Origin of the sequence: Amycolatopsis roodepoortensis (genome assembly GCF_024628825.1) — a bacterium.
GTDB lineage: Bacteria > Actinomycetota > Actinomycetes > Mycobacteriales > Pseudonocardiaceae > Amycolatopsis > Amycolatopsis roodepoortensis.
This window is the reverse complement of record NZ_CP102415.1, coordinates 3,986,240-4,008,348: the sequence shown is the minus strand read 5'-3', so window position 1 is coordinate 4,008,348 and position 22,109 is coordinate 3,986,240. Positions and strand designations below refer to the sequence as shown.

At 67.3% G+C, this 22,109-nt stretch carries 23 protein-coding genes; 12 read left to right on the top strand and 11 right to left on the bottom strand.

Annotated elements, in window-relative coordinates; translation table 11 throughout:
* Nucleotides 1-51: 51 nt before the first annotated feature.
* A complete protein-coding gene (locus tag NQK81_RS18700) occupies nucleotides 52-465 on the bottom strand; it encodes a hypothetical protein (RefSeq protein WP_257489178.1) in 414 nt (137 codons plus the stop codon).
* A 336-nt stretch (nucleotides 466-801) separates the two neighbouring features.
* Between NQK81_RS18700 and NQK81_RS18695 the strand changes: the two genes are divergently transcribed.
* Both NQK81_RS18695 and NQK81_RS18690 read left to right on the top strand, forming a co-directional pair.
* Entirely contained in the window at nucleotides 802-2,025 is a 1,224-nt protein-coding gene (locus tag NQK81_RS18695) for an NADP-dependent isocitrate dehydrogenase (RefSeq protein ID WP_007032065.1), read from the top strand.
* Nucleotides 2,026-2,215: 190 nt separating this feature from the next.
* On the top strand, nucleotides 2,216-2,521 hold the full coding sequence (locus NQK81_RS18690; RefSeq protein ID WP_257489177.1) for an SH3 domain-containing protein: 306 nt from the start codon (nucleotides 2,216-2,218) through the stop codon (nucleotides 2,519-2,521).
* 106 nt (nucleotides 2,522-2,627) lie between these two features.
* Here NQK81_RS18690 and NQK81_RS18685 read toward each other — a convergent pair whose 3' ends face one another.
* Nucleotides 2,628-3,407, bottom strand: coding sequence for an MBL fold metallo-hydrolase (locus tag NQK81_RS18685; protein ID WP_257489176.1), 780 nt, complete (start codon nucleotides 3,405-3,407; stop codon nucleotides 2,628-2,630).
* 45 nt (nucleotides 3,408-3,452) lie between these two features.
* Here NQK81_RS18685 and NQK81_RS18680 point away from each other — a divergent pair, with 45 nt between their 5' ends.
* Together NQK81_RS18680 and NQK81_RS18675 are read left to right on the top strand one after the other, a co-directional pair.
* Complete coding sequence (locus tag NQK81_RS18680; RefSeq protein WP_126735288.1) at nucleotides 3,453-4,259, top strand: exodeoxyribonuclease III; 807 nt, start codon at nucleotides 3,453-3,455, stop codon at nucleotides 4,257-4,259.
* An 11-nt stretch (nucleotides 4,260-4,270) separates the two neighbouring features.
* Complete coding sequence (locus NQK81_RS18675) at nucleotides 4,271-5,161, top strand: hypothetical protein (protein ID WP_257489175.1); 891 nt, start codon at nucleotides 4,271-4,273, stop codon at nucleotides 5,159-5,161.
* Here the strand turns inward: NQK81_RS18675 and NQK81_RS18670 are convergent.
* Nucleotides 5,155-5,655 carry a cupin domain-containing protein gene (locus NQK81_RS18670; protein ID WP_257489174.1) on the bottom strand — a complete coding sequence of 167 codons (501 nt, stop codon included), beginning with the start codon at nucleotides 5,653-5,655 and terminating at the stop codon, nucleotides 5,155-5,157. The genes NQK81_RS18675 and NQK81_RS18670 overlap by 7 nt on opposite strands.
* 65 nt (nucleotides 5,656-5,720) lie before the next feature.
* Here NQK81_RS18670 and NQK81_RS18665 point away from each other — a divergent pair, with 65 nt between their 5' ends.
* Entirely contained in the window at nucleotides 5,721-6,221 is a 501-nt protein-coding gene (locus NQK81_RS18665) for a MarR family winged helix-turn-helix transcriptional regulator (protein ID WP_257489173.1), read from the top strand.
* Nucleotides 6,222-6,277: 56 nt separating this feature from the next.
* On the opposite strand, the gene NQK81_RS18660 is transcribed toward NQK81_RS18665, so the two are convergent.
* Entirely contained in the window at nucleotides 6,278-7,165 is an 888-nt protein-coding gene (locus NQK81_RS18660) for a glycoside hydrolase family 19 protein (protein WP_126735277.1), read from the bottom strand.
* A gap of 399 nt (nucleotides 7,166-7,564) precedes the next feature.
* Between NQK81_RS18660 and NQK81_RS18655 the strand changes: the two genes are divergently transcribed.
* The gene (locus NQK81_RS18655; RefSeq protein ID WP_257489172.1) at nucleotides 7,565-7,885 is read left to right on the top strand and encodes a hypothetical protein; all 321 of its coding nucleotides are present in this window, start codon (nucleotides 7,565-7,567) and stop codon (nucleotides 7,883-7,885) included.
* A gap of 494 nt (nucleotides 7,886-8,379) precedes the next feature.
* Here the strand turns inward: NQK81_RS18655 and NQK81_RS18650 are convergent, their stop codons facing one another.
* Nucleotides 8,380-9,126, bottom strand: a complete 747-nt coding sequence (locus tag NQK81_RS18650; protein WP_126735275.1) for a S1 family peptidase — start codon at nucleotides 9,124-9,126, stop codon at nucleotides 8,380-8,382.
* A 163-nt stretch (nucleotides 9,127-9,289) separates the two neighbouring features.
* Here NQK81_RS18650 and trpS point away from each other — a divergent pair, with 163 nt between their 5' ends.
* Nucleotides 9,290-10,309, top strand: coding sequence for a tryptophan--tRNA ligase (trpS, locus tag NQK81_RS18645; RefSeq protein WP_257489171.1), 1,020 nt, complete (start codon nucleotides 9,290-9,292; stop codon nucleotides 10,307-10,309).
* A gap of 35 nt (nucleotides 10,310-10,344) precedes the next feature.
* Nucleotides 10,345-11,373: a YhjD/YihY/BrkB family envelope integrity protein gene (locus tag NQK81_RS18640; protein WP_257489170.1), complete on the top strand. Its 1,029-nt coding sequence runs from the start codon at nucleotides 10,345-10,347 to the stop codon at nucleotides 11,371-11,373.
* A 2-nt stretch (nucleotides 11,374-11,375) separates the two neighbouring features.
* Here NQK81_RS18640 and NQK81_RS18635 read toward each other — a convergent pair whose 3' ends face one another.
* Nucleotides 11,376-12,614 (bottom strand): D-alanyl-D-alanine carboxypeptidase family protein, encoded by a 1,239-nt coding sequence (locus NQK81_RS18635; RefSeq protein WP_257489169.1) that lies wholly within the window; start codon nucleotides 12,612-12,614, stop codon nucleotides 11,376-11,378.
* 43 nt (nucleotides 12,615-12,657) lie between these two features.
* Here NQK81_RS18635 and NQK81_RS18630 point away from each other — a divergent pair, with 43 nt between their 5' ends.
* From NQK81_RS18630 to NQK81_RS18620, 3 genes are all read left to right on the top strand, one after another.
* Nucleotides 12,658-12,912 (top strand): SCO4848 family membrane protein, encoded by a 255-nt coding sequence (locus tag NQK81_RS18630; RefSeq protein ID WP_026467335.1) that lies wholly within the window; start codon nucleotides 12,658-12,660, stop codon nucleotides 12,910-12,912.
* Between the two features lie 79 nt (nucleotides 12,913-12,991).
* Complete coding sequence (locus tag NQK81_RS18625; RefSeq protein ID WP_192747929.1) at nucleotides 12,992-14,404, top strand: S8 family peptidase; 1,413 nt, start codon at nucleotides 12,992-12,994, stop codon at nucleotides 14,402-14,404.
* 131 nt (nucleotides 14,405-14,535) lie between these two features.
* Entirely contained in the window at nucleotides 14,536-15,753 is a 1,218-nt protein-coding gene (locus tag NQK81_RS18620; protein ID WP_257489168.1) for a M14 family zinc carboxypeptidase, read from the top strand.
* Nucleotides 15,754-15,805: 52 nt separating this feature from the next.
* Here the strand turns inward: NQK81_RS18620 and NQK81_RS18615 are convergent, their stop codons facing one another.
* The 5 genes from NQK81_RS18615 to sdhC all read right to left on the bottom strand — a co-directional run bounded on the left by NQK81_RS18615 (nucleotide 15,806) and on the right by sdhC (nucleotide 20,362).
* Nucleotides 15,806-16,777 (bottom strand): hypothetical protein, encoded by a 972-nt coding sequence (locus NQK81_RS18615; RefSeq protein WP_257489167.1) that lies wholly within the window; start codon nucleotides 16,775-16,777, stop codon nucleotides 15,806-15,808.
* Nucleotides 16,778-16,940: 163 nt separating this feature from the next.
* Nucleotides 16,941-17,711: a succinate dehydrogenase iron-sulfur subunit gene (locus tag NQK81_RS18610; protein WP_034304588.1), complete on the bottom strand. Its 771-nt coding sequence runs from the start codon at nucleotides 17,709-17,711 to the stop codon at nucleotides 16,941-16,943.
* Nucleotides 17,711-19,465, bottom strand: a complete 1,755-nt coding sequence (gene sdhA, locus NQK81_RS18605) for a succinate dehydrogenase flavoprotein subunit (protein ID WP_125732332.1) — start codon at nucleotides 19,463-19,465, stop codon at nucleotides 17,711-17,713. Before sdhA ends, NQK81_RS18610 begins: the two co-directional genes overlap by 1 nt.
* A 31-nt stretch (nucleotides 19,466-19,496) precedes the next feature.
* Entirely contained in the window at nucleotides 19,497-19,916 is a 420-nt protein-coding gene (locus tag NQK81_RS18600; RefSeq protein ID WP_034304594.1) for a succinate dehydrogenase hydrophobic membrane anchor subunit, read from the bottom strand.
* Between the two features lie 2 nt (nucleotides 19,917-19,918).
* A complete protein-coding gene (sdhC, locus tag NQK81_RS18595; RefSeq protein ID WP_081809635.1) occupies nucleotides 19,919-20,362 on the bottom strand; it encodes a succinate dehydrogenase, cytochrome b556 subunit in 444 nt (147 codons plus the stop codon).
* Between the two features lie 544 nt (nucleotides 20,363-20,906).
* Here sdhC and NQK81_RS18590 point away from each other — a divergent pair.
* Entirely contained in the window at nucleotides 20,907-22,052 is a 1,146-nt protein-coding gene (locus NQK81_RS18590) for a BMP family lipoprotein (RefSeq protein ID WP_126735264.1), read from the top strand.
* Nucleotides 22,053-22,109 lie beyond the last annotated feature (57 nt).

Below are 22,109 nucleotides of genomic sequence, written 5' to 3'. Positions count from 1 at the left end.
ACGCGAGCCCCCTCCGGTTCACTTCGATCACCGCGGATCGCGTTTAGCCCGCTAAACGCGATTTGAGCGGCGCCGCGAGAGGGTGCCGACCAGGCCGGCCCCGATGAGCAGGAAACCGCTCCCGACCAGCGCGCCCATCACCAGCCAGGTCACCAGGCCGACGCCGAGGCCGCTGCCGCCGACGTCGTAGATGAGGCTCATGACGTCGCGCGGGCTCAGGAGGAACGCCACGCCTGGCAGCACACCCCACACCAGTCCGCCCAGCACCGGCCCGAGTCCGGACAGCGCCCCGAGGAACGCGACGCCGAGCAAGAGCAGGCCGCCCAGGAACAGGAGGACGATGCCGAGCGGATCCTCGGTGATGGACAAGGAGCGCGAGAATCCCCGCTGGAGCAGTGAGCCGCCGTAGATGGTCAGGCCGAGCGCGACCGGCGTGAGCAGGACACCGCCCAGCCCGCTGATCACCCGGGGCACCGCGCGCCCGTTTTGCCTAGGCTGGGCGTAGGGCTCCGGTGCCTGAGGCTGCTCGTACGGAGGCACGGCGTAGGGGTTGGTCGACATGGGATCGCCCTTTCCGGTGGGCCGGCGGAGGAGTGTTGTTCGATGATGACGCGGTCGCCGTCGTTCCCGTGACGGCCGGATGGCCGTCGTGCGACCGGGTGACGTCGGACACATCCGCCTCGTGGAGACTTGATACCGACCACTACTGGAACCATCCAGCACCGTTAAGCAGTACGCTTGTACCGCTACCGGAGAGACTGAAGTAGAACGCGAAGATCCGCGGAAGGAGCACCGCTGCTCATGGCCAAGATCAAGGTCCAGGGCACCGTCGTCGAGCTCGACGGCGATGAGATGACCCGCATCATTTGGCAGTTCATCAAGGACAAGCTGGTCCACCCCTACCTGGACCTCAACCTCGAGTACTACGACCTGGGCATCGAGGAGCGGGACCGCACCGACGACCAGATCACCATCGACTCGGCCAACGCGATCAAGAAGCACGGCGTCGGCGTCAAGTGCGCCACGATCACGCCGGACGAGGCGCGGGTCGAGGAATTCGGCCTGAAGAAGATGTGGCGGAGCCCGAACGGCACCATCCGCAACATCCTCGGCGGCGTCGTCTTCCGCGAGCCGATCATCATCAACAACATCCCGCGGCTGGTCCCCGGCTGGACGAAGCCGATCATCATCGGCCGTCACGCCCACGGTGACCAGTACAAGGCCACCGACTTCAAGGTCCCCGGCCCGGGCACCCTGACGCTGACCTACACCCCGGCCGACGGCTCGCAGCCGATGGAGTTCGAGGTCGCGCAGTACCCCGAGGGCGGCGGCGTCGCCATCGGTATGTACAACTACCGCAAGTCCATCGAGGACTTCGCGCGCGCCTCGCTGCAGTACGGCCTGGACCGCGAGATGCCGGTCTACCTGTCGACCAAGAACACGATCCTCAAGGCCTACGACGGCATGTTCAAGGACGTATTCCAGGAGATCTTCGACGCGGAGTTCAAGACCGACTTCGACGCCAAGGGCATCACCTACGAGCACCGCCTCATCGACGACATGGTCGCCGCGGCGCTCAAGTGGGAGGGCGGCTACGTCTGGGCGTGCAAGAACTACGACGGTGACGTGCAGTCCGACACGGTCGCGCAGGGGTTCGGCTCGCTGGGCCTGATGACCTCGGTGCTGCGCACCCCGGACGGCAAGACCGTCGAGGCCGAGGCCGCGCACGGCACGGTGACCCGGCACTACCGCCAGCACCAGCAGGGCAAGCCGACCTCGACCAACCCGATCGCGTCCATCTACGCGTGGACCCGTGGCCTCGAGCACCGCGGCAAGCTGGACTCGAACCCGGAGCTGATCGGCTTCGCGAACAAGCTGGAGCAGGTCGTCATCGAGACCGTCGAGAGCGGCAAGATGACCAAGGACCTCGCCCTGCTCGTGGGCAAGGACCAGCCGTTCCAGACCACCGAGGAGTTCCTCGCGACGCTGGACACGAACCTGGCCAAGAAGATCGCCCAGGGCTGAGTCGCTTAAGCGCCTGAAGGCCCCCTTCCTCTTGTGGAAGGGGGCCTTTCGCGTTGTGACGGTCGGTAGTACGAAGGCCGTCCGGTTGGCGCCTCCGGGTGGTTGGCAATCCGGGATCTGGGCGGCCGCCCCGGCTTCTGCCACTCTGGACCGGACGGAAAACGATTCCCTTGTTCGAGGAGTGACCACCATGGCCATCTCGAAACCGATGTTGTTCATCGGCGGCGGACTGGCGCTGATCGTCGTCGTCGCCATCTCGGGACAGGACAGGGAGTCGAGCGCGTCGAGCCCGACCGGTTGCCAGGTCGTCGTGACCGCCGACGTGCTCAACGCGCGCGACGCGCCCGGCGGGCAGAAGATCGTCGGCAAGTACGTCAAGGACACGAAGATCGACGCGCAGCCGGTGGTCGAGAACGGCTTCCGCAAGATCGCCGAGGGCAAGTGGGTCTCGGTCGAGTTCGCGCCCCCGGTGGACGGCGCGAAATGTGGCCCTTGACCTGCGGTTTCGCGTTTAGCCCGCGAAACGCAAGTGGCCTCTGACCTGGGGGATCGCGTTTAGCCCGCGAAACGCAGGTGGGGTGCTCTGACCTGCGGGATCGCGTTTAGCCCGCTAAACGCAAGTGCGCCTGCGGATCGCGATTAGGGGCTAAACGCAGGTGGGCGCCCTCCTCGGCCGCCAGCACCTCCCCGCTGAACTCCTCCCGCGCCTCGGCCACCGAGATCGCGCGGTCGGAACCGGGCCAGAAGTGGGTCAGCAGCAGCCGCCGGGCGCCGCCGCGCTCGGCCCAGTACCCGGCCTCGCCCGCCGTCGACACCAGACGCGGCGTCTCGTCGGGCGACGGGCCCTGAAGCGTGGCGTCGGCGATGACGAGGTCGGCGTCGCGCGCCAGTTCCGCGAGGATCGGACTGGGTCCGCTGTCACCGGTGTACGCGACGGTGAGCCCAGACGCGGTCAGGCGGACGCCGTAGTTCGGCACATGGTGCGGAAGCAGGAACGTGGTCATCCGGAACGGCCCGACCTCACGCGGCGGACCGAGTTCGCGCACGTCGAAGATCGTCGTCGGATGCGGCCGCGGCTCGAGCGCTTCGAGCCGGCGCACCGTTCCCGGAGTGCAGTGCAGCGGGATCCTCGGCTCGTCCGGCAGCCCGTAAGCGCGAGCCCGGCCGAGCGCGCTCACATCGGCGCAATGATCGGGATGCTCGTGCGTCACCACCACCGCGTCGACCCGGCCGCCCGGGCAGTGTTCGAACAGCCGTGACGCGGCGCCGTAGCCGAGGTCGAGCACGACCTTGAAACCCTCATGGACCAGGAGGAAGCCGGCGCAGGCCCGGCCGGGTTCCGGCCAGGCGCCGCAGCTGCCCAGCACGGTCAGCTCGCTCATGCGCGCAGTCTCCCAGTGCCGATTCTGTCGGACCCCCCGGGTAGCGTGCGAAGGGTGCTGACCGTCTCCACTGTGAATGTCAACGGCCTCCGTGCCGCCGCGAAAAAGGGCTTCGTCGAGTGGCTGGGCTCGACGAAGGCCGATGTCGTCGCCTGCCAGGAGGTCCGGGCCGAGCTCAAGGAGCTGCCGGCCGGTGCCGCCGCGCCCGAAGGCTGGCACGTGGTGCACGCGCCGTCGGCGCAGAAGGGGCGCAACGGCGTCATGCTGTTCAGCCGGGCGGAGCCGGAAGAGGTCCGCATCGGCTTCGGCGAGCCCGAATTCGAGGACAGCGGCCGCTACGCCGAGATCCACCTGCCGAACGTCGTGGTCGCGAGCCTGTACCTGCCCAGCGGTGACGTCGGGACCCCACGCCAGGACGAAAAGGAGCGCTTCATGGCGGCGTTCCTGCCGTACCTCGTCGACCTGCGCGCCAAGGCCGAGGCCGGCGGCCGCGAGGTCGTAGTCGTGGGCGACTGGAACATCGCCTACGACAAGATCGACCTGAAGAACTGGCGCGGAAACCAGAAGAGCTCGGGCTTCCTGCCGGAGGAGCGGGAGTGGCTCGGCCGCGTGTTCAGCGAGGCCGGCTACGTCGACGTGCAGCGCAAGCTCGACCCGGAAGGTCCCGGCCCGTACACCTGGTGGTCGTACCGCGGGAAGGCGTTCGACAACGACACCGGCTGGCGTATCGACTGCCAGATCGCTACCCCCGGCCTGGCCGAGCGGTGCACTTCCGTCGTGGTCGAGCGCGCCGAGTCCTACGACCGGCGCTGGTCCGACCACGCGCCGGTGACGGCGACGTACTCCGAATAGCCCGGCCGGTCATGGAGACGAACGAAGCCAGGCGTATCGAGGCGACGAACGCCGAGCGCTACGCGATGTCCGGCCAGTACGGGTGGGAGTTCAGCCCGGACGCACCGAACATGCTGGAACGGTGGACGGTGCTGCCGTTCAACCAGCGCGGTGACAAGCGGATGGCGTTCGGCGCGCTGAGTGGCGCGTACCAAGGGCTGCGGTTCAGCGTTTTCGACTACCACCGCCGCCCGACGGTCACGAGCGTGCACACGCGGTGGACCAACAAGAAGGTCAACGAGCTCGACACGATCTCCATCGACACGGTCTGGGTAGTCACCCTGCCCGCCCCGATGCCGAACTTTCAGATCGTGTCGAGCATCGAATCCGCCTGGGACGTCGAGCAGTACCCGGAGCCCGCCACCGCGGACCGGAAGTTCAACCGCTGGTACAAGCTGATCGACACCGACCCGAACGTCGCGATCGGCGTGCTCACGCCGCAGGTCGCCGCCACCATGCGGTCGTTGAAGCTGCACACCTGGTCGCTGGTGGGCGCGGAACTGGTCTACGTCGAGAATCCGACCTTCGGCCGGACCAAGCCGGATGACGTTCTCTCGACGTTGGGGCGACTCGCGCAGCTGGTGTCGCTGTTGCCGTTCCACCTCGGCGGCGGCCAGCCTGCCGCGCCGCCACCTCCGCAGCAACCCCAGTACCCGAACCAGCCGTACCCGCCGCAGAACCCCGGCTATCCGCAGCAATACCCGCCTCCGCCGCAGTACGGACAGCAGCCGTATCCGCCGCAGCATCAGGGGTATCCGCCGCCGCAATATCCGCCGCAGCAGTACCCACCACCGCAGTACCCGCAGCCCGGGTACCCGCCCCAGGGATATCCGCCGCCGGGGTACCCGCCGCGCGGTTACTGACGGGACTTCGCACTCTCCGTCCACACCGGACTCTCGACGAAGTGGTTGTCGAACTTTTCCTGGCTGTCCAAGAGATCCTGGACGGTCGCCTCGCCATGCCCGACCTTCTCCAGCAGGCGGAAGTAGCCGAACCGTTCCACGCCGGGGACGAACACGATGAGGACGTCCGCCGCCGAGTCGACCGCCGCGCGGAAAGCGTGCGTGGTAAGTGGCGGGACGACCAGCATGTCGCCTTCGGAAACAGTGACGATCTCTTCTCCCACAAGGACTTCCAGCTTCCCGCCGAGCATGAAGAACATCTCGGAGGAGCCGGTGTGGTAGTGCGGCGCCGCTCCATCCGCGCCGACGCCTAACCGTGTTCGCGCGCTGCTCAGGGCTCCGCCTGTGGTCGAGACGTCGGCGAGCAGCGTGACAAGGGTGCGGGCCGCGCCGACGGTCTCGGCTTCCGCGGCGCGGACGAGGACGGGTTCACGGGTTTCGATGCGCTGGGTCATGCCCGAGATGGTTCCACCGCTGATAGTTCGCTGTCAAACTATCTCCCGTCGAATAGACTGTGTCCGTGAGCAAAGAACGGAATGCGGACGCGATCGACGCGGTCGTCGGCGCGTGGCGGCGCGAACGGCCGGAGCTGGACTTGACCGCGATCGGGGTCGCCGGGCGCCTCGGCCGCGTGGCGATGCTGACCACTCCCATGGTGGAAGCCGTGTTCGCTGAGTACGGCTTGAAGCAGGGGGAGTTCGACGTGCTCGCGGCGCTCAGGCGGTCCGGGAAGCCGTACACGCTGATCCCGTCCGAGCTTTCCGCGACGCTGATGATGTCCAGGGCCGGGATGACCAGCAGGATCGACAGGCTCGAGTCGGCGGGGCTGGTCGAGCGGGCGCTGGATCCCGAAGACCGGCGCAGCTTCCGGGTCACGCTGACCGAGCGCGGGTTCGAAGTTGTCGACGCCGCGATGACCGAGCATACGGCGAACGTCGCGAAGCTGCTGTCGCCACTCGGCGAGGACCTCGACGTTCTGGACGCGTCGCTGCGACGGCTGCTGGCATCCCTCGAAAGCTGAAGAAGCCCTTCACCGCGTCACGTGCGGCGAAGGGCCCCTTCAGTGCTTTAGCTGGATCAGCAGTACAGGTTTCCGCCCGGGCTCACGCCGAGGATCCCGGTGAACTGCTGGTACTTGTTCACGCGGCTCTGCACCTGTGCGGGGTTGCCGCCGTTGCACTCGATGCTCCCGTTGATGCTCCGGATGGTCTCTCCGAAGCCGCGGCTGTTGACCATCGCGTTGTGCGGGGTCATCGTGCCGGGACCGTTCTGGGTCATCCAGTACCAGATGCCGGTCTTCCAGGCGACCGCCGCGTCGTTCTGCACCAGCCACGGGTTGGTCAGCAGCGGCAGGCCCAGCGCGTCGCCGGCGGCCTTGTAGTTGAAGTTCCAGCTCAGCTGGATCGGGCCGCGGCCGTAGTACGCGGCGTTGCCTGCCGGGCAGCCGTAGGACTGGCTCGTGTCGCAGTAGTGCGGGTAGTTGGCCTCGTTCTGCTCGACGATATGGACGAGGCCGCCGGTCTCGTGGCTGACGTTCGCCAGGAAGGCGGCCGCTTCCTGCTTCTTCACGGTGTCGCTGCCCGTGCCGGCGAAGGCCGGATATGCGCTCAGGGCGGTGACCAGGCCGTTGTAGGTGTAGAAGGGGTTCCGGCTCGGGAACATCTGGTTGAACTGGGCTTCGCTGACCACGAAGCCGGACGGGTTCGGCGGGTTGGTCGTGCCGCCGCCGCAGGCGCCCTGATCGGCCCAGACCTGCGCCGTTCCGGGGGTTTCGTTCTGTGTCCACCACTTCGCGGACCAGTTGTGTCCGTTGTAGGAGGCGGTGTTGCCGCCCCAGTAGACCGAGCTCGCGTTCCACGGCGCCACGCAGTCCGCAGCGGAGGCGGACTGGGCCGGGACGACCACGGCGACCGTCGTGGCGGCGAAGGTGGCGGCGACCGCCGCGAGAATACGTCGAAGAGACATCGGTGGCTCCTTCGTACGAGGGGACCATGCAGGGGAGATTGGTCTATACCTTTTAAGGGGTATGGCCAACAGGTATAGACCATTGAGGACAAGAAACCAACCGTGGGAAGTCGGATACTGCCTGTTCGGCCGCGTGTGACAGTCGAATGGCCTAACCCTGTCCGGTTTTGTCAGAAACCGATCTTGAGCACGGCAACTCTGAGAAGAGGGGTGCTCGAAACATCCCCCCTGTGAGGGGCTAGTCTCGTGCCCCGAGTTGATCAGAACCCACAGGTCTTGACACGCTCGGTAGTTTTTTGACCAGCAGCCTGGAAATGCTCACTCGTTCGGGTTAGCGTTCCGGTTCGGCAAAGTCACGTCACGGGAGGCACTCCGGTGCGGAACCCAGTTCATCTCCTGATGCGATCGACCCTGCTCGCGGCGAGGGCCGCGGCGGTCATCGCGATCCCGGTCGCGCTGCTCATCGCGGGCGCGGTACCGGCGTCGGCCGCGGACATGACGTCGCGGTCGGAGATGGCGTTCGGTCTTCTGGGCCCGGTCGGCTTGATCGCCGTCGCGCTCGGCGTCGTCGGGATGGCGTTCGGCGTGTTCCGTCAGCGCCGCAAGGCCCGCGCGGCGGCCGTCCCCACCACCCCACCCCAGCCCGCCGCCCCGCACGTCGCCGCGATGGCCGAGGCCGTGCTCGCGGACGAGGCCCTCACTCGCCAGCAGCGCCCCTGACCTGCGCCTTCCAGGCTCAAATCGCGTTTAGCCCGCTAAACGCGACGCGCGCCCGGATCGCGTTTAGCCCGCTAAACGCGGGTCGGTGGCGGATCGCGATTAGGGGGCTAAACGCGGGTCGGCGGATTTTTGGGTAGGTACACCTAGTCCCGCCCGGATTGTTTAGCCGCTCGTTGATCGCCACGCTCGGGTCCATGACGGTGACACGGCGTCGCAGCCGGCCCGGTGACCCCTTCCCCCGCGCCCTGGACCGGGCGATCACGGACAGCGGCCTCGGCCTCGACCGGATCCGGCACCGGCTCGCCCTGGAAGGCGTCCGGGTCAGTGTCGCGACCTTGAGCTACTGGCGGACCGGAAGAAGCCGCCCCGAGCGGTGCGACTCCCTCAAGGCGGTCGCGCTGCTGGAGCGGCTCTTCGAACTTCCGCACGGTTCCTTGCTGAACCGCCTGGGCCCGCGTCGCCCCCGGGGACGGTGGGGCGACGCGGGAACCGGTTCAGACGCCGGAGTTGGTGCGGATCCAGCTACGGAAGTAGGGGACGTCCACGTAGATCGACGGCCCGGTCGCGCAGGTGCTGCTGTTGTTCCCGGCGCGGCTCGTCGCGCCGACCAGCTGCCAGACACCGTTGACCTGCTTCACCTGCGGGCCGCCCGAGTCGCCGTAGCAGGCACCCGAGTTGCCGTTGGGGTTGTTGGTGCAGATCTCGCTGGCGCCGTTGATGCCGAGGCAGCGGCTGTCGGCGACGATCGAGGTGTTCAGCTCCTGGAGGTTGATCGGGGCGCCACAACCACCGCGGACGGGGCAGGTCTGGCCCCAGCCGATGATCCGCGTCGCGGTGCCAACGGCCCCGGACGAAGCGGCGATCGTGACCGGCGCCTGCGACACCGCCGTCGAGAGACGCAGCAGCGCCAGGTCGGCGCTCGGGTGGGCGATGCGCTGGGCCACGCGGGCGACGGTGCCGCCGCTGGTGCGGTTCGTGGTGCCGACGCGCACCTGGTACGGCGTGCCGCAGTGCGCCGCGGTGACCACCCAGGTCGAGCTGATCAGTGAGCCACCACACTGGTGGCTGCCGGAGCTCGACTGCTGGGACACCATGAACGAGTAGACCTGGGTCGCGTTGCCGCCGCCGACGATGTTCGGCTGGACGCCTCCGGTGGGCTCGGCCGCAGCCGCGACGCCGGAAAGCGAGAAGACGGCCGCGGCCGCCATGGCCAAGCCCATCAGTAGGGATCGTGCCTTCATCTGGGTTCTCCTTCGGTGTGGCCGGAAGATCCGGTGCCATGAACGCTAGGAATCGGGCACCCTGGCCAGAACCGTCGGAAGTATGTGGCGTTTAACCGTTTAGACCGTTCGGCCGGGGCGAGGCCGCGTGACCCGCCGTGGCGTGGCCTGAGAGAATCCGGGCGTGTCCGACGAACAGAAGCGCCCGCGCGTGCTCTCCGGGATCCAGCCGACCGCCGACTCGTTCCACCTCGGCAACTACCTGGGTGCGCTGCGGCAATGGGTGCGGCTGCAGGACACCCACGACACCTTCTACATGGTCGTCGATCTGCACGCGATCACCGTCGAGCAGGATCCGAAGGTGCTGCTGGACCGCACCCGCCGCTCGGCCGCGCAGTTGCTCGCGCTCGGCGTCGACCCGGCCCGCAGCGCGCTGTTCGTGCAGAGCCACGTGCCCGAGCACGCCCAGCTCGGCTGGGTGCTGGAGTGCCAGACGGGGTTCGGCGAAGCGAGCCGGATGACGCAGTTCAAGGACAAGGCCGCGAAGCAGGGCACCGATCGCGCCAGCGTCGGCCTGTTCACGTACCCGGTCCTGCAGGCCGCCGACATCCTGCTGTACCAGGCGAACGAGGTCCCCGTCGGCGAGGACCAGCGCCAGCACCTGGAGCTGACGCGCAACCTCGCGCAGCGGTTCAACAACCGCTACGGCAAGACGTTCACCGTGCCGGAGCCGCATATCGTCAAGGACACGGCGAAGATCTACGACCTGCAGGACCCGACCGCGAAGATGAGCAAGTCCTCGTCGACCGGCAACGGCCTGATCGAACTGCTCGAAGACCCGAAGAAGTCGGCGAAGAAGGTGCGCTCGGCGGTCACGGACACCGGCCGCGAGATCGTCTTCGACGCCGAGAACAAGCCGGGCGTTTCGAACCTGCTGACGATCCTCTCCGCGCTGACCGATCAGCCGGTCGCGGAACTCGAGAACTCCTACCAGGGCAAGGGATACGGCGACCTGAAGAAGGGTGTCGCGGAGGCCTTCGTGGACTGGGTGACGCCGGTGCAGGAACGCGTCCAGTCCTATCTGGATGACGTCGCCGAGCTCGACAAGGCCTTGGCGCTCGGGGCGCAACGGGCGAGGGAAGTCGCTTCGGTGACGTTGCGGAACGTCTACGAGAACATCGGGTTCCTTCCCCCGGCAGGCTGATTCGCGCTGCGATGTCGTCGCCGGATGGTTAGCGTTTGACGGTGGCGAATGATGACGGCGCGAAGCCGGAACAGGACAAGCTGTTACCGCGCCTGAGGCGGAAGTACGGCTGGCTCGATCACCTCATCCGGGCCAACGACGCCTTCACCGAGCGCTACGGCAACCACTACGCCGCCGCCATCACCTACTTCAGTGTGCTGTCGGTGATCCCGATCCTGATGGTCGCCTTCGCGATCCTCAAGATCGTGCTCGCCGGCGACCAGGTGGTGACGAACCAGCTCGTCGACGGCATCAAGAAGTCGGTGCCGGAAGGGCTGAGCGATCTCGTCGGCAGCATCATCAAGGCGGCGCTGGACTCCGGCGGCGGCATCGGGGTGTTCGGCCTGTTGCTGGCGCTGTATTCGGGCGTCGGCTGGATGACCAACCTGCGTGACGCGCTGACCGCCCAGTGGGGCCAGGAAAAGCAGCAGTTGCCGTTGGTGTCGACGACGATCAAGGATCTGCTGTCCCTCGTGGGGCTCGGTCTCGCGCTGGTGATCTCGTTCGGCCTCACCGCGGCGGGCAGCGGCGTCGGGCGGTTCCTGCTCGAACTGGTCGGTCTTGAGAACCAGGGCTGGGCCGTGTTCCTGTTGAAGGTCGCGACGATCCTGCTCGGTCTGCTCGCGAACACCCTGGTCTTCCTGTGGGTCATCGCGAGGCTGCCTCGTGAGCACGTCGCGCTGCGCAGCGCGGTCAAGGGCGCGATCTTCGCCGCGGTCGGATTCATCGTGCTCCAGCAGGCCGCCACCGTTTACCTCGGCAGCGTCACGAAGTCACCGGCGTTCACGTTGTTCGGCCCGGTGATCGGTCTGCTCGTGTTCGCGAACCTGGTGTCGCGCTTCCTGCTGTTCGTCACCGCGTGGACGGCGACGGCGAAGGAGAACATGAAGACCGTCGTCGAGCCGCCGCCCCCGGTGCTGATCCACCCGAGGGTGACCGTCCAGCAGGGCCCGGGACTCGGCGCCGTCGGCGGGGCTTTCGCGACCGGCGCGCTGCTGGGCTGGTTCGGCCGCCGCAAGTCCTGACGTTATTCGCCCGCCATGGCCTTCTTGCGCTGGTGGCCGATGACGAACGACGCCACGATGATCAGGAAGACCACCAGCGTGATGATCCACCCCGTCACGCCGAACGGGTCTTCGGCCGCGGCCGCTGCTCCGCTGTTCGACGCGCCGTCGGCGTTCGGCGCGGCGTTGGCCGGGTCCGCGTTCACGGCTTCCGGCGACCGGTATTCGATGCGCCCCACCGATTCGGCCTTGGCATCGCGCAGCGCGATGCCGTAGTCGAGCAGCTTCGCGGCCTGTTCGGTGACCCTGGTCGGTCGCTGCTCGGCGCGCAGCATCACGACCCCGACCCGGTGACCGTTCCGGACCGCGCTGCCGGCGTAGGTGTGGCGCGCGTCGTCGGTGAAGCCGGTCTTCCCGCCGGTGAAGCCGGGATAGCTGCCGAGGAGCTTGTTGTCGTTGTAGATCGTGACGACCGGTTTCCCGCCGGTGGCCGGGACTTCGAAGCTCTTGGTCTTGACCACCTTGGCGAATTCGGGGTTCTTCATCGCGTAGTGGAAGATCAGGCTCATGTCGTAGGCGGAGGTCGACATGCCGGGGCCGTCGAGCCCGGACGGTGTCGCGGCCCGGGTGTCGGTGGCACCGATGCGGGTGGCCAGCGCGTTCATCTTCGCCAGCGTCGCGTCCAGGCCGCCGAGCACGGTGGAGAGCGCGTGCGCCGCGTCGTTGCCCGAGTGCATCAGCAGTCCGTGCAGCAGCTGGTCCACTGTGTACTGACCGCCGGCGCCGATACCCATGCAGGTGCACTCCTGCTCGGCGTCCTCCTTGGTCGCCACGACGATCTTCCCCGGCGGGAGCTCGGTGACCACGACCAGCCCGAGCAGGACCTTGATCAGCGACGCCGGACGCTGGCGGGCGTGCGGATCCTTCGCCGCGATGACGTCACCGGTTTCGAGATCCTGCAGCACCCACGCCGCGGAGGTGTTCCCCTCGGGCGGGTTCAGCGCGCGCTTCGGGAGCACGAGCCCGCATTCGGCCATCCGGTCCCCGCCGACCGGGACCGGCGGCACCGGCAGCGGCGCCGGAGCGGCCTCGCCGGGGCGCGGCTTCTCGGAGGTGTCGACGGGCGGGGGAGGCGTGACCTTGTTCGCGCACGGCTGCGCCTGGGCTGGTGGCTTCGGGGTGGCTGTGGCCACCGGCGTCACCGCGAGGGCGAGCACACCGGAAACGAGGACCAGGAGCAACCGGGAGATAGCGCTGTGCACCCGAGCAATGTAGCGCCGCCGGGCTCGCTGCATACTCAGGGGCATGCGCATTTCGCGAGGTACTTCGATGTTCCTGCTGGGTTTCGGCGTGTGGTCGTGGATCATCTGGATCACGTTCGCCAAGAACCTCTGGGACAGTGACCGCGCCTGGGCCGCGGACGGCTCGCCGACGGCCTACTTCATCGTGCACGCGGTGCTGACGGTCGTCTCGTTCGTGCTCGGCACCATCATCGGGCTCATCGGTCTGCGCACGCTTCGTGGCGCCAAGTCACGGGACGCGGAGAAGGCTGACGCCTGATCGGGTTTTGTCGTCCTTTTGACGGTGTTGGCCGGGGTCCGGCTCGCTTACGTTCACTCCACCGAATCATGGAGGTGGAATGTCCCGGATCAGACGCCTGCTCGTCCCCGCGCTCGTCGCGGCGGCGGCGGGAAGCGTGTTCTCGGCTCCGTCGGCGAGCGCCGCGCCCGCGCCGCAGTGCGACACCGCGAGCGCCCCGTTCAACTACGTGGTGCTCTACGACCCGCGCACCCCGGAGCGCAAGGTCGACAACGAGCTGCGCGCCAAGTGCGGCGAGAAGGTCGCGTACTACCCGGAGATCGGGGTCGCGGTGGCGACCTCGCGCAACGCCGACTTCCAGGCGAAGATCGGCGTGTTCCGCGCCTATTCGGGCGGCCGTGACGTCGCGTTCCCGCCCGCGGCCACCACCCGCTCGACCCGCTCCGCCGTGGTCGACACCAAGGAGAACGAAGAGACCACCAGCGTCGCCGTCGAGCAGGACCTGTCGGCCCAGCAGTGGGACATGCGGGCGATCCAGGCTCCCGAGGCGAACAAGATCTCCGGTGGCAGCCGCTCGGTGACCGTCGGCGTGCTGGACTCCGGCATCGAGCCCACCCACCCCGCGCTGAAGGCCGCCCTCGACCCGAAGGTGTCGGCTGGCTGCAACAGCGGCGCGCCCGACACCACGCCCGCCGCCTGGGCGCCCACGAACTCCGACCACGGCACGCACGTCGCCGGCACGATCGCGGGCAAGGACGCCGCGCGCGGCTTCACGGGCGTGGCGCCCGGCGTCAAGCTGGCGTCGGTGAAGGTCGTGAACGACGACGGCCTGATCCTCCCCGAGGCCGCGGTGTGCGGGTTCATGTGGGCGGCGAAGCACCGCTTCCCGGTGACGAACAACAGCTACTACATCGACCCGGGCATGTTCTACTGCTCGAAGGAGCCGGGCGACGCGGCCGCGTTCGAAGCCGTCCGCCGCGCGGTGACCTACTCGACCGGCCGTGGCGTGCTGAACGTCGCCGCCGCCGGCAACAGCGGTTTCGACCCGGACAAGCAGACCACCGACCCGAACCGCCCGCACCCGGTAGACACGAGCTGCGGCATCCTGCCCAAGGCCATCGACGGCGTCGTCAACGTCTCGGCCATCGGCTACGCGGGCACGAAGTCGTCGTACAGCAACTACGGTGACGACGTTTCGGTCACCGCCCCCGGTGGCGACCGCGCCCAGCTTCCGCCTGAGGGCCAGGGTGTCGGTTGCCCGCTGTCGACCATCTTCAACGGCGGCTACGGCGCCAAGTGCGGCACCTCGATGGCGTCCCCGCACGCCGCCGGCGTCGCCGCGCTGCTGGCGTCCCGCTACCGCCACGCTTCGCCGCGGCTGCTGACCTGGCTGCTGGAGCACCAGGCGGACACGGTCCCGTGCGGAACCGCGGCGCCGGTCTGCGAAGGCCCGGCGAAGGACAACTCGTACTACGGCCACGGCCGCGTCAACGCCCTGGACGCGGTGAAGTAGTTTCTCGCGTTCGCCGGGGCCGGTCCACCTTCGTGGGCCGGCCCCGGTTTCGTTTTCGGGAACTTTCGCCGGATTCGCGATGGGGTCTTTCTCGCTACGTTATGAGCACCTTCGGCAGTGGGGAGTTCACGATGTCGTTGTCCGGTCGGTTGGTTCCCGTGGTGGTGGGGCTGGCGATGCTCCCGCTCGTCAGCGCGCCCACGGCGGTGGCGGCGCCGGTGGCGCCCTGTAGCGAGGAACCGCGGGAGCTGCCCATCAACGAGTTCACCGACTATCGCGAGATGGTGCGGGAGCTCGGACGGCTCGAACGGGTGAGCCAAGGGCGGGTGAAGGTCAAGGAGGTCGGGCGGTCGAACCGCGGCCGGGTGATCCATCAGGCGACCGTCGGGACCGGGCCCAAGGTGTTCGTGGTCTCCAGCGAGATCCACGGGAACGAGAAGACCGGCACCGACGCCCTGCTGCGCATCCTCGACTACCTCGGCACGTCGGAGTCGCGGGACGCCGAGCGGCTGCGGAAGACCATCACCTTCGTCGCGGTGCCGAAGCTGAACCCCGACGGCGCCGAACTCGACCGGCGCGGCAACGACCTGTCGTGGGCCGAGGTGCAGCGGAAGTTCCCCCAGCTGAAGGACCGGCCGCCCACCTGGAACTACCTCAGCGACGTGCTCCAGGGCGACGACTACCGCAAGCGGCCGGGTTTCGACGTCAACCGTGACTTCAATCCCGAGCTCGACTACGTCCCGCGCGCGGAGGACGTCCCGGGTGCGCCGGATCAGCCCGGCTGGTTCATCACGCCCGAGGCGCGGGCGCTGCGTTCGGTGTACCTGGAGCTGACCGCTTCGCGGGGCAAGGTGCCCGACGTCTACGTCGATCTGCACCACCAAGGCGCCTGCGTCCGGCAGGAGGGCAGCAACCGGCTGCTCGACGTCGGCATCGACTACCCGCCGTTGCCCGACAAGTTCTTCGGACCCGGCCAGAAGTACGCGAAGTACCGCGACGTGTACACAAAGGACGAATCGCGGCAGCTGGCGATCAGCGCCTTCAACGGGATGACGTCGCGTGGCTTCGTCGGGGCGCGGTATCCGCACGCGCCGGACCGGGATCTGCCGGGACAGGCGCGGTGTTCGTTCGCATTGAACGGGACCGGGACGGTGCTGTTCGAGGTGCGCGGGCAGACGCAGACGCTCGGGCAGCAGCACCGGGAGCGCTTCACGCGCGCGGTGATGGCGGGGCTGTACAACATGCTGCGGGACGTGAGCACGGGTGCTGTCGGGTACATCGACCCGGAGGCTTTCGACCGGCTGCCGGGTACCGCCGACTCCGGTGCCCTGGCGCGGGTCCTGGAGTAGCGGTAGCGCGTGAAGGCCCCCTTCCCTCGGCTCAGCCGAGGGAAGGGGGCCTTCACGCGGCGTCGGAGTCGGCGACGCGGACTGCGGGGCGTGGGCGAGCAGAGGCGACTTCGTGCGCGGCGATCAGCTCACCGACCACCCCGACCGGGTCGTTTCGGAGCCGAGACGGAAGGGTCTGCACGACGAGGATGCCCGAGGCCGTGTAACGCGTGTTCCGGTTCAACGTTCGTGAGTAGTCGGCCCGCCTGAAGTGGAAGTCGAACGAGTCGATTTCCCAAGCGAGGCCGATGTCGTCCCACCAGGCGTCCGGGCGACCCAGGTATTTGCCGCGCTGATCGAAGACTTTGCAGTTCCAATGGCTCGGAGGCGTAGGCAACCGAAGGCTGAGTGTGCGCGCTCGGGATTCAGCCATCGAACGGATATCGATCCAGCTCGAAAGCAGCCGGCGCGGAATGGCGGTTCCTCGTTGAGTGCCGTGATCGAGTTCCCGGAGGAGATCTGACGGTGAGCAACGCCCACTTTGGACCGCTTCGATCAGTACTTCTTCCACCAGGTCTGTTTTACGAAGCCGCCGGACAGCATCTGTGGTCGCGCGTACCAGAGGCGCCGTCGGTACGTCACCGATCATCTTCGGCTCCGGGAATCGGAGTGTTCGCTCCATGGTGACGAAGCCGGTGCTGCGGACCTTTCGTTCATGAGGGATGAGCATGTGCAGATCGTCGCCTGCAGGGAGGGCCGCAGGGCGTAATCCATGCAGACGACAGGCGGCGACGCCGGTGAGCATGCTTTTGGCGCCGCTGTAGAGCAGTGCGGCGGTGATCAGTTCTTCGGGTTTCGGTTCTGCGTTGTGCAAGAGCACGATCCCCGGTAACGGGCGTTGCCAGGGGCCGCCTGGTAGACAGCGCGCGTAGATCGTGCTGCTGCTCATGTCTTCCGACTCCAAGTCGGCGACTCGGATGACGCCGTTGCGGCTTCTCGCCAGCAGCAGTTCGGGATGCTGAGCCCATCTCCCCCTGTTGACCATGATGATCAGAATGAGCGTGGCGTTACCGTTCGCGCCAGACGCTTTTCCTGGCCCTGTGGATAACTGGCTCCTTGTGGATAACTCCTGAAGCGCGTGAAGGCCCCCTTCCCTCGGCTCAGCCGAGGGAAGGGGGCCTTCACGCGCAAAGCGCCAACCAGAAGCGTCAGACGCGCTTGAAGAGCAAAGCGCGCTTCACTTCCTGGATCGCCTTCGTGACCTGGATGCCACGCGGGCAGGCGTCGGTGCAGTTGAACGTCGTCCGGCAGCGCCAGACACCCTCGGAGTCGTTCAGGATGTCCAGACGCTCTTCGGCGCCTTCGTCACGCGAGTCGAAGATGAACCGGTGCGCGTTGACGATCGCGGCCGGGCCGAAGTACGAGCCGTCGTTCCAGTACACCGGGCACGAGGACGTGCAGCAGGCGCACAGGATGCACTTGGTCGTGTCGTCGAACCGGTCGCGGTCGGCCTGCGACTGGATCCGCTCGCGCGTGGGCTCGTTCCCGTAGGCGATGAGGTACGGCTTCACGGCCTTGTACGCCTCGAAGAACGGGTCCATGTCGACGTAAAGGTCCTTGAGCGTGGTCAGACCCTTGATCGGCGCGATGGTGATGGTCGTCTTCTTGCCGTTGGTTTCGAGCAGATCCTTCATCAGGACCTTGCACGCCAGCCGGTTGATGCCGTTGATCTGCATCGCGTCGGAGCCACAGACGCCGTGCGCGCACGAGCGCCGGAACGAGAACGTCCCGTCGATGTAGTCCTTCACGTAGAAGAGCAGGTTCAGCAGCCGGTCGGTGCGCTGCGCCGGGACGTCGTAGGACTCCCAGTGCGGCTCGGTGTCGATCTCGGGGTTGAACCGGAGGATCTTCAGCGTGACGGTGATCGGCGTGTGGTCGGAGGACACGGCCTCCGACTTCTCGGGGGTGGCCGTGGTCATCAGTACTTCCGCTCCATCGGTTCGTAGCGGGTGAAGGTCACCGGCTTGTAGTCCAGGCGGACGTCGGCGGTGAGGCCTTCGCCCTCCTTGTAGGCCATGGTGTGCCGCATGAAGTTCGTGTCGTCGCGGTTCGGGTAGTCCTCGCGCGCGTGCCCGCCGCGGGATTCCTTGCGCGCCAGGGCGCCGACGACGAGGACCTCGGCCAGTTCGAGCAGGAAGCCCAGCTCGACGGCTTCGAGGACGTCGGTGTTGTACCGCTTTCCCTTGTCCGACACGGTGATCCGGCTGTACCGCTCCTTCAGCGCCTGCACGTCGGTCAGCGCCTGCTTGAGCGTGTCCTCCGTGCGGTACACCGAAGCGTGCGAGTCCATCGTCCGCTGCAGCTCGGTGCGGATGTCGGCGACGCGCTCGTCACCGTGCTCCGAAAGCAGCAGAGCCAGCTGGTCCTCGACGACCTTGGTCGGGTTCTCCGGCAGCTCGATGTGGTCGTGCGCCAGCGCGTACTCGGCGGCCGCGATGCCGGCGCGACGGCCGAACACGTTGATGTCGAGCAGCGAGTTGGTGCCGAGCCGGTTCGAGCCGTGCACGGACACGCACGCCACCTCGCCCGCGGCGTACAGGCCGGGGATGACGTTCTCGTTGTCCCGCAACGCTTCGCCGTGGACGTTGGTCGGGATTCCGCCCATCACGTAGTGGCAGGTCGGGAACACCGGCACCGGCTCGGTGACCGGGTCGACGCCCAGGTACGTCCGCGAGAACTCCATGATGTCCGGGAGCTTCGCGTTCAGCGTCTCTTCCGGGATGTGCGTGACGTCGAGGACGACGTAGTCCTTGTTCGGCCCGCAACCGCGGCCCTGCAGCACTTCCTGCACCATCGACCGGGCGACGATGTCACGCGGCGCGAGGTCCTTGATGGTGGGGGCGTAGCGCTCCATGAACCGCTCGCCGTCGGCGTTGCGGAGGATGCCGCCCTCACCGCGCACGGCCTCGGAGATGAGGATGCCGAGCCCGGCCAGGCCTGTCGGGTGGAACTGGAAGAACTCCATGTCCTCCAGCGGCAGGCCCTTGCGGAAGATGATGCCGAGGCCGTCACCGGTGAGGGTGTGGGCGTTCGACGTCGTCTTGAAGATCTTGCCCGCGCCGCCGGTGGCGAACACGATCGACTTCGCCTGGAAGACGTGCAGCTCGCCGGTCGCCAGCTCGTAGGCGACGACGCCGGAAGCGGCCGGGTTGCCGTTCTCGTCCGGGGTCAGCACCAGGTCGAGCACGTAGAACTCGTTGAAGAACTCGGTGCCGTGCTTGACGCAGTTCTGGTACAGCGTCTGCAGGATCATGTGCCCGGTGCGGTCCGCGGCGTAGCAGGCGCGGCGCACCGCGGCCTTGCCGTGGTCACGGGTGTGCCCGCCGAAGCGGCGCTGGTCGATCTTGCCCTCGGGCGTCCGGTTGAACGGCAGGCCCATCTTCTCGAGGTCGAGGACCGCGTCGATGGCCTCCTTCGCCATGATCTCGGCGGCGTCCTGGTCGACCAGGTAGTCGCCGCCCTTGATCGTGTCGAAGGTGTGCCACTCCCAGTTGTCCTCTTCGACGTTCGCCAGCGCGGCGCACATACCGCCCTGGGCGGCGCCGGTGTGCGAACGCGTCGGGTAGAGCTTGGTGAGGACCGCGGTGCGGGCACGCTGGCCGGACTCGATGGCCGCGCGCATGCCGGCGCCACCGGCGCCGACGATCACCACGTCGTACTTGTGGAACTGCATAGGGATGACTCCGCTTAACGTGTGGTGGGCGTCAGTTGGCCGAGATACCGGGATCGAAGGTGAAGATCACCATCGTGCCGACGGCGAGGATCAGCACCATCGAGACGTAGAGCACGATCTTCAGCCAGAACCGGGTGCTGTCCTTGCGGGCGTAGTCGTCGATGATCGTGCGCAGCCCGTTGCCGCCGTGGATCTCGGCGAGCCAGAGCATCGACAGGTCCCAGAACTGCCAGAACGGCGAGGCCCAGCGGCCGGCGACGAAGCCCCAGTTGATGCGGTGCACGCCGCCGTCGAGGATGTTCATGATGAACAGGTGGCCGAGCACCAGCACGATCAGGGCGAGGCCCGAGATGCGCATGAACAGCCAGCTGTAGAGCTCGAAGTTGCTGCGGCGGGCGGCCGGGCGCTTCGGCGAACGCGGCTTGTCGAGTGCGAGAACTTCGGTTGCCATGGTCAGTGCCCCCCGAACATAACTTCGACGGTGCGCTTCATCATGAAGAAGGCACCGGGAATCATCACCACGACCCAGATGGCCAGGATGGTCCAGAGCATCGGCTTCTGGAACTTCGGTCCCTTCTCCCAGAAGTCGACCAGCATGACCCGGATGCCGTTGAGCGCGTGGAACAGCACCGCGCCGACGAGGCCGACCTCGAGGAGGTTGACCAGCGGGGTCTTGTAGGTCTCGATGACCTCGTTGTACGTGTCGGGCGACACGCGCACGAGCGCGGTGTCGAGCACGTGCACGAAGAGGAAGAAGAATGTCAGCACGCCGGTGATGCGGTGCAGCACCCAGGACCACATACCGGGGTCGCCCCGGTAGAAGGTCCCTTGCCGGCGTGAGGCACCCGCCCGATCGCTCGCGGCCGCCTCGGTGGCGGTGCTAGCCGTGGTGGACATCGGTGAACGGCCTCCAACGTCATGGCTTGGGCCCGCTGACCGCTGGTTTCCGCGCCTGCCGCCGGGACGTCCACCTGGGGACGGCTCCGGCGACGGTGCCGAGATCATGGTCATCGAGCGTGGATAAACAGGATGCTAGACCCGCACCTCACGGTGGGCTCACCTCCGGGTTCCTCTGTGTGATGGACCAGACATCGGGCCCCTTGCCCGATCGGGTGACGCGGGCCGGTAACTCACCGGTTCGTCCACTGTGGACGCGCGACCGGGCGGCCGGGCCGCCTGAACGGTGCGTGACGATCTTCGCCGTCTCACCCGGCCACGGGGCCGGGTGCTGCCTGCGATTACTCCGTTGTGGTCACCGTGAGTACTCCATTCGTCGCGCTCACGACTCATGAGTAAACGTTTGTGTTACGTAGCGTGCCTTTCCTATGGCGGCAAAGCGGCCGTTAGGTACCGTCTCCCGGTCGAACCCGGCAGTGTCGCCGGGTCGCTTTCTTCGGACCATCCGCTGGATCAGCGGGGAGGGAGACACACGTTGCGTCGCATGCGTGGAACCGCGCTGGCCGCCGCCGCCATGGCCGGTGCTCTGGTACTGGCCGGATGCGCGAAGGATTCAGGTGCGGGGAACAACAGCAACAACAACGCCGGCTCTGGGGACCAGTCCGCCAGCTGCGTGACGGCGCCGAAGCCGCCCGCCGCGGCGGCCGCCTCGACCAGCTCCGCGCAGTCGACTGAGAAGGTCGACGGCAGCAAGCTCAAGGTCGCGCTGGCCTTCGACGTCGGCGGTCGTGGCGACGCGTCGTTCAACGACTCCGCCGCCGCCGGTACCGACAAGGCGAAGGCCGAACTCGGCGTCACCACGGTCACCGAAAGCACCGCCGCCGCGACCGAGGACGAGGCCGCGAAGTCGCAGCGTCTCGACCAGCTCGCTACGCAGGGCTTCAGCCCGATCATCGCGGTCGGCTTCGCCTACGCCAAGGCCGTCGGCGCCATCGCGCCGAAGTACCCGAACACCCAGTTCGCGATCGTCGACGACGACTCCGTCAAGGCCCCGAACGTCACCTCGCTCGTCTTCGCCGAGGAGCAGGGCTCGTTCCTGGCCGGTGTCGCCGCCGCCTACAAGTCGAAGAAGTGCCACGTCGGCTTCGTCGGTGGGGTGAACACGCCGCTGATCCAGAAGTTCGAGGCCGGCTTCCTCCAGGGCGTGAAGGCCGCTTCGAGCAAGGCCAAGATCGAGGACGAGTACCTCACCCCGGCCGGTGACTTCTCCGGGTTCCAGGACCCGGCGAAGGGCAACGTGAAGGCCGCCGCGCAGATCGCCAAGGGCGCGGACGTGATCTACCACGCCGCCGGCGCCTCCGGTAAGGGCGTGTTCGAGGCCGCGAAGTCCAACAACGCCATGGCCATCGGCGTCGACTCCGACCAGTACAACCAGAAGACGGTCGAGGCGTCGAAGGACGTCATCATCACCTCGATGCTCAAGCGCGTCGACGTGGCGGTGTTCGACTACCTGCGCGCGCTGGCGAAGGGTGACCTGACGTCGCTGCCGAAGCGGTTCGACCTCAAGGTCGACGGCATCGGCTACGCCACCTCCGGTGGCAAGGTCGACGACATCAAGGACGTCCTCGACGGCTACAAGGCGCAGATCGTCTCCGGGGCGATCACCGTCTCGGACAAGCCGCAGAAGTAAGCTCGACCAGGCAGCGGGGCTCGGGAGGGTAACCCCTTCCGAGCCCCAACCTGTTTA

Bases quoted from the DNA above. Each gene is read 5' to 3' on its own strand.
- NQK81_RS18695 (WP_007032065.1), top strand. From the start codon at position 802: ATGGCCAAGATCAAGGTCCAGGGCACCGTCGTCGAGCTCGACGGCGAT.
- NQK81_RS18690 (WP_257489177.1), top strand. From the start codon at position 2,216: ATGGCCATCTCGAAACCGATGTTGTTCATCGGCGGCGGACTGGCGCTG.
- NQK81_RS18685 (WP_257489176.1), bottom strand. From the start codon at position 3,407: ATGAGCGAGCTGACCGTGCTGGGCAGCTGCGGCGCCTGGCCGGAACCC.
- NQK81_RS18675 (WP_257489175.1), top strand. From the start codon at position 4,271: ATGGAGACGAACGAAGCCAGGCGTATCGAGGCGACGAACGCCGAGCGC.
- NQK81_RS18670 (WP_257489174.1), bottom strand. From the start codon at position 5,655: ATGACCCAGCGCATCGAAACCCGTGAACCCGTCCTCGTCCGCGCCGCG.
- NQK81_RS18660 (WP_126735277.1), bottom strand. From the start codon at position 7,165: ATGTCTCTTCGACGTATTCTCGCGGCGGTCGCCGCCACCTTCGCCGCC.
- NQK81_RS18655 (WP_257489172.1), top strand. From the start codon at position 7,565: ATGCGATCGACCCTGCTCGCGGCGAGGGCCGCGGCGGTCATCGCGATC.
- NQK81_RS18650 (WP_126735275.1), bottom strand. From the start codon at position 9,126: ATGAAGGCACGATCCCTACTGATGGGCTTGGCCATGGCGGCCGCGGCC.
- NQK81_RS18630 (WP_026467335.1), top strand. From the start codon at position 12,658: ATGCGCATTTCGCGAGGTACTTCGATGTTCCTGCTGGGTTTCGGCGTG.
- NQK81_RS18625 (WP_192747929.1), top strand. From the start codon at position 12,992: ATGTCCCGGATCAGACGCCTGCTCGTCCCCGCGCTCGTCGCGGCGGCG.
- NQK81_RS18620 (WP_257489168.1), top strand. From the start codon at position 14,536: ATGTCGTTGTCCGGTCGGTTGGTTCCCGTGGTGGTGGGGCTGGCGATG.
- NQK81_RS18615 (WP_257489167.1), bottom strand. From the start codon at position 16,777: ATGGTCAACAGGGGGAGATGGGCTCAGCATCCCGAACTGCTGCTGGCG.
- NQK81_RS18610 (WP_034304588.1), bottom strand. From the start codon at position 17,711: ATGACCACGGCCACCCCCGAGAAGTCGGAGGCCGTGTCCTCCGACCAC.
- sdhA (WP_125732332.1), bottom strand. From the start codon at position 19,465: ATGCAGTTCCACAAGTACGACGTGGTGATCGTCGGCGCCGGTGGCGCC.
- NQK81_RS18600 (WP_034304594.1), bottom strand. From the start codon at position 19,916: ATGGCAACCGAAGTTCTCGCACTCGACAAGCCGCGTTCGCCGAAGCGC.
- sdhC (WP_081809635.1), bottom strand. From the start codon at position 20,362: ATGTCCACCACGGCTAGCACCGCCACCGAGGCGGCCGCGAGCGATCGG.
- NQK81_RS18590 (WP_126735264.1), top strand. From the start codon at position 20,907: ATGCGTGGAACCGCGCTGGCCGCCGCCGCCATGGCCGGTGCTCTGGTA.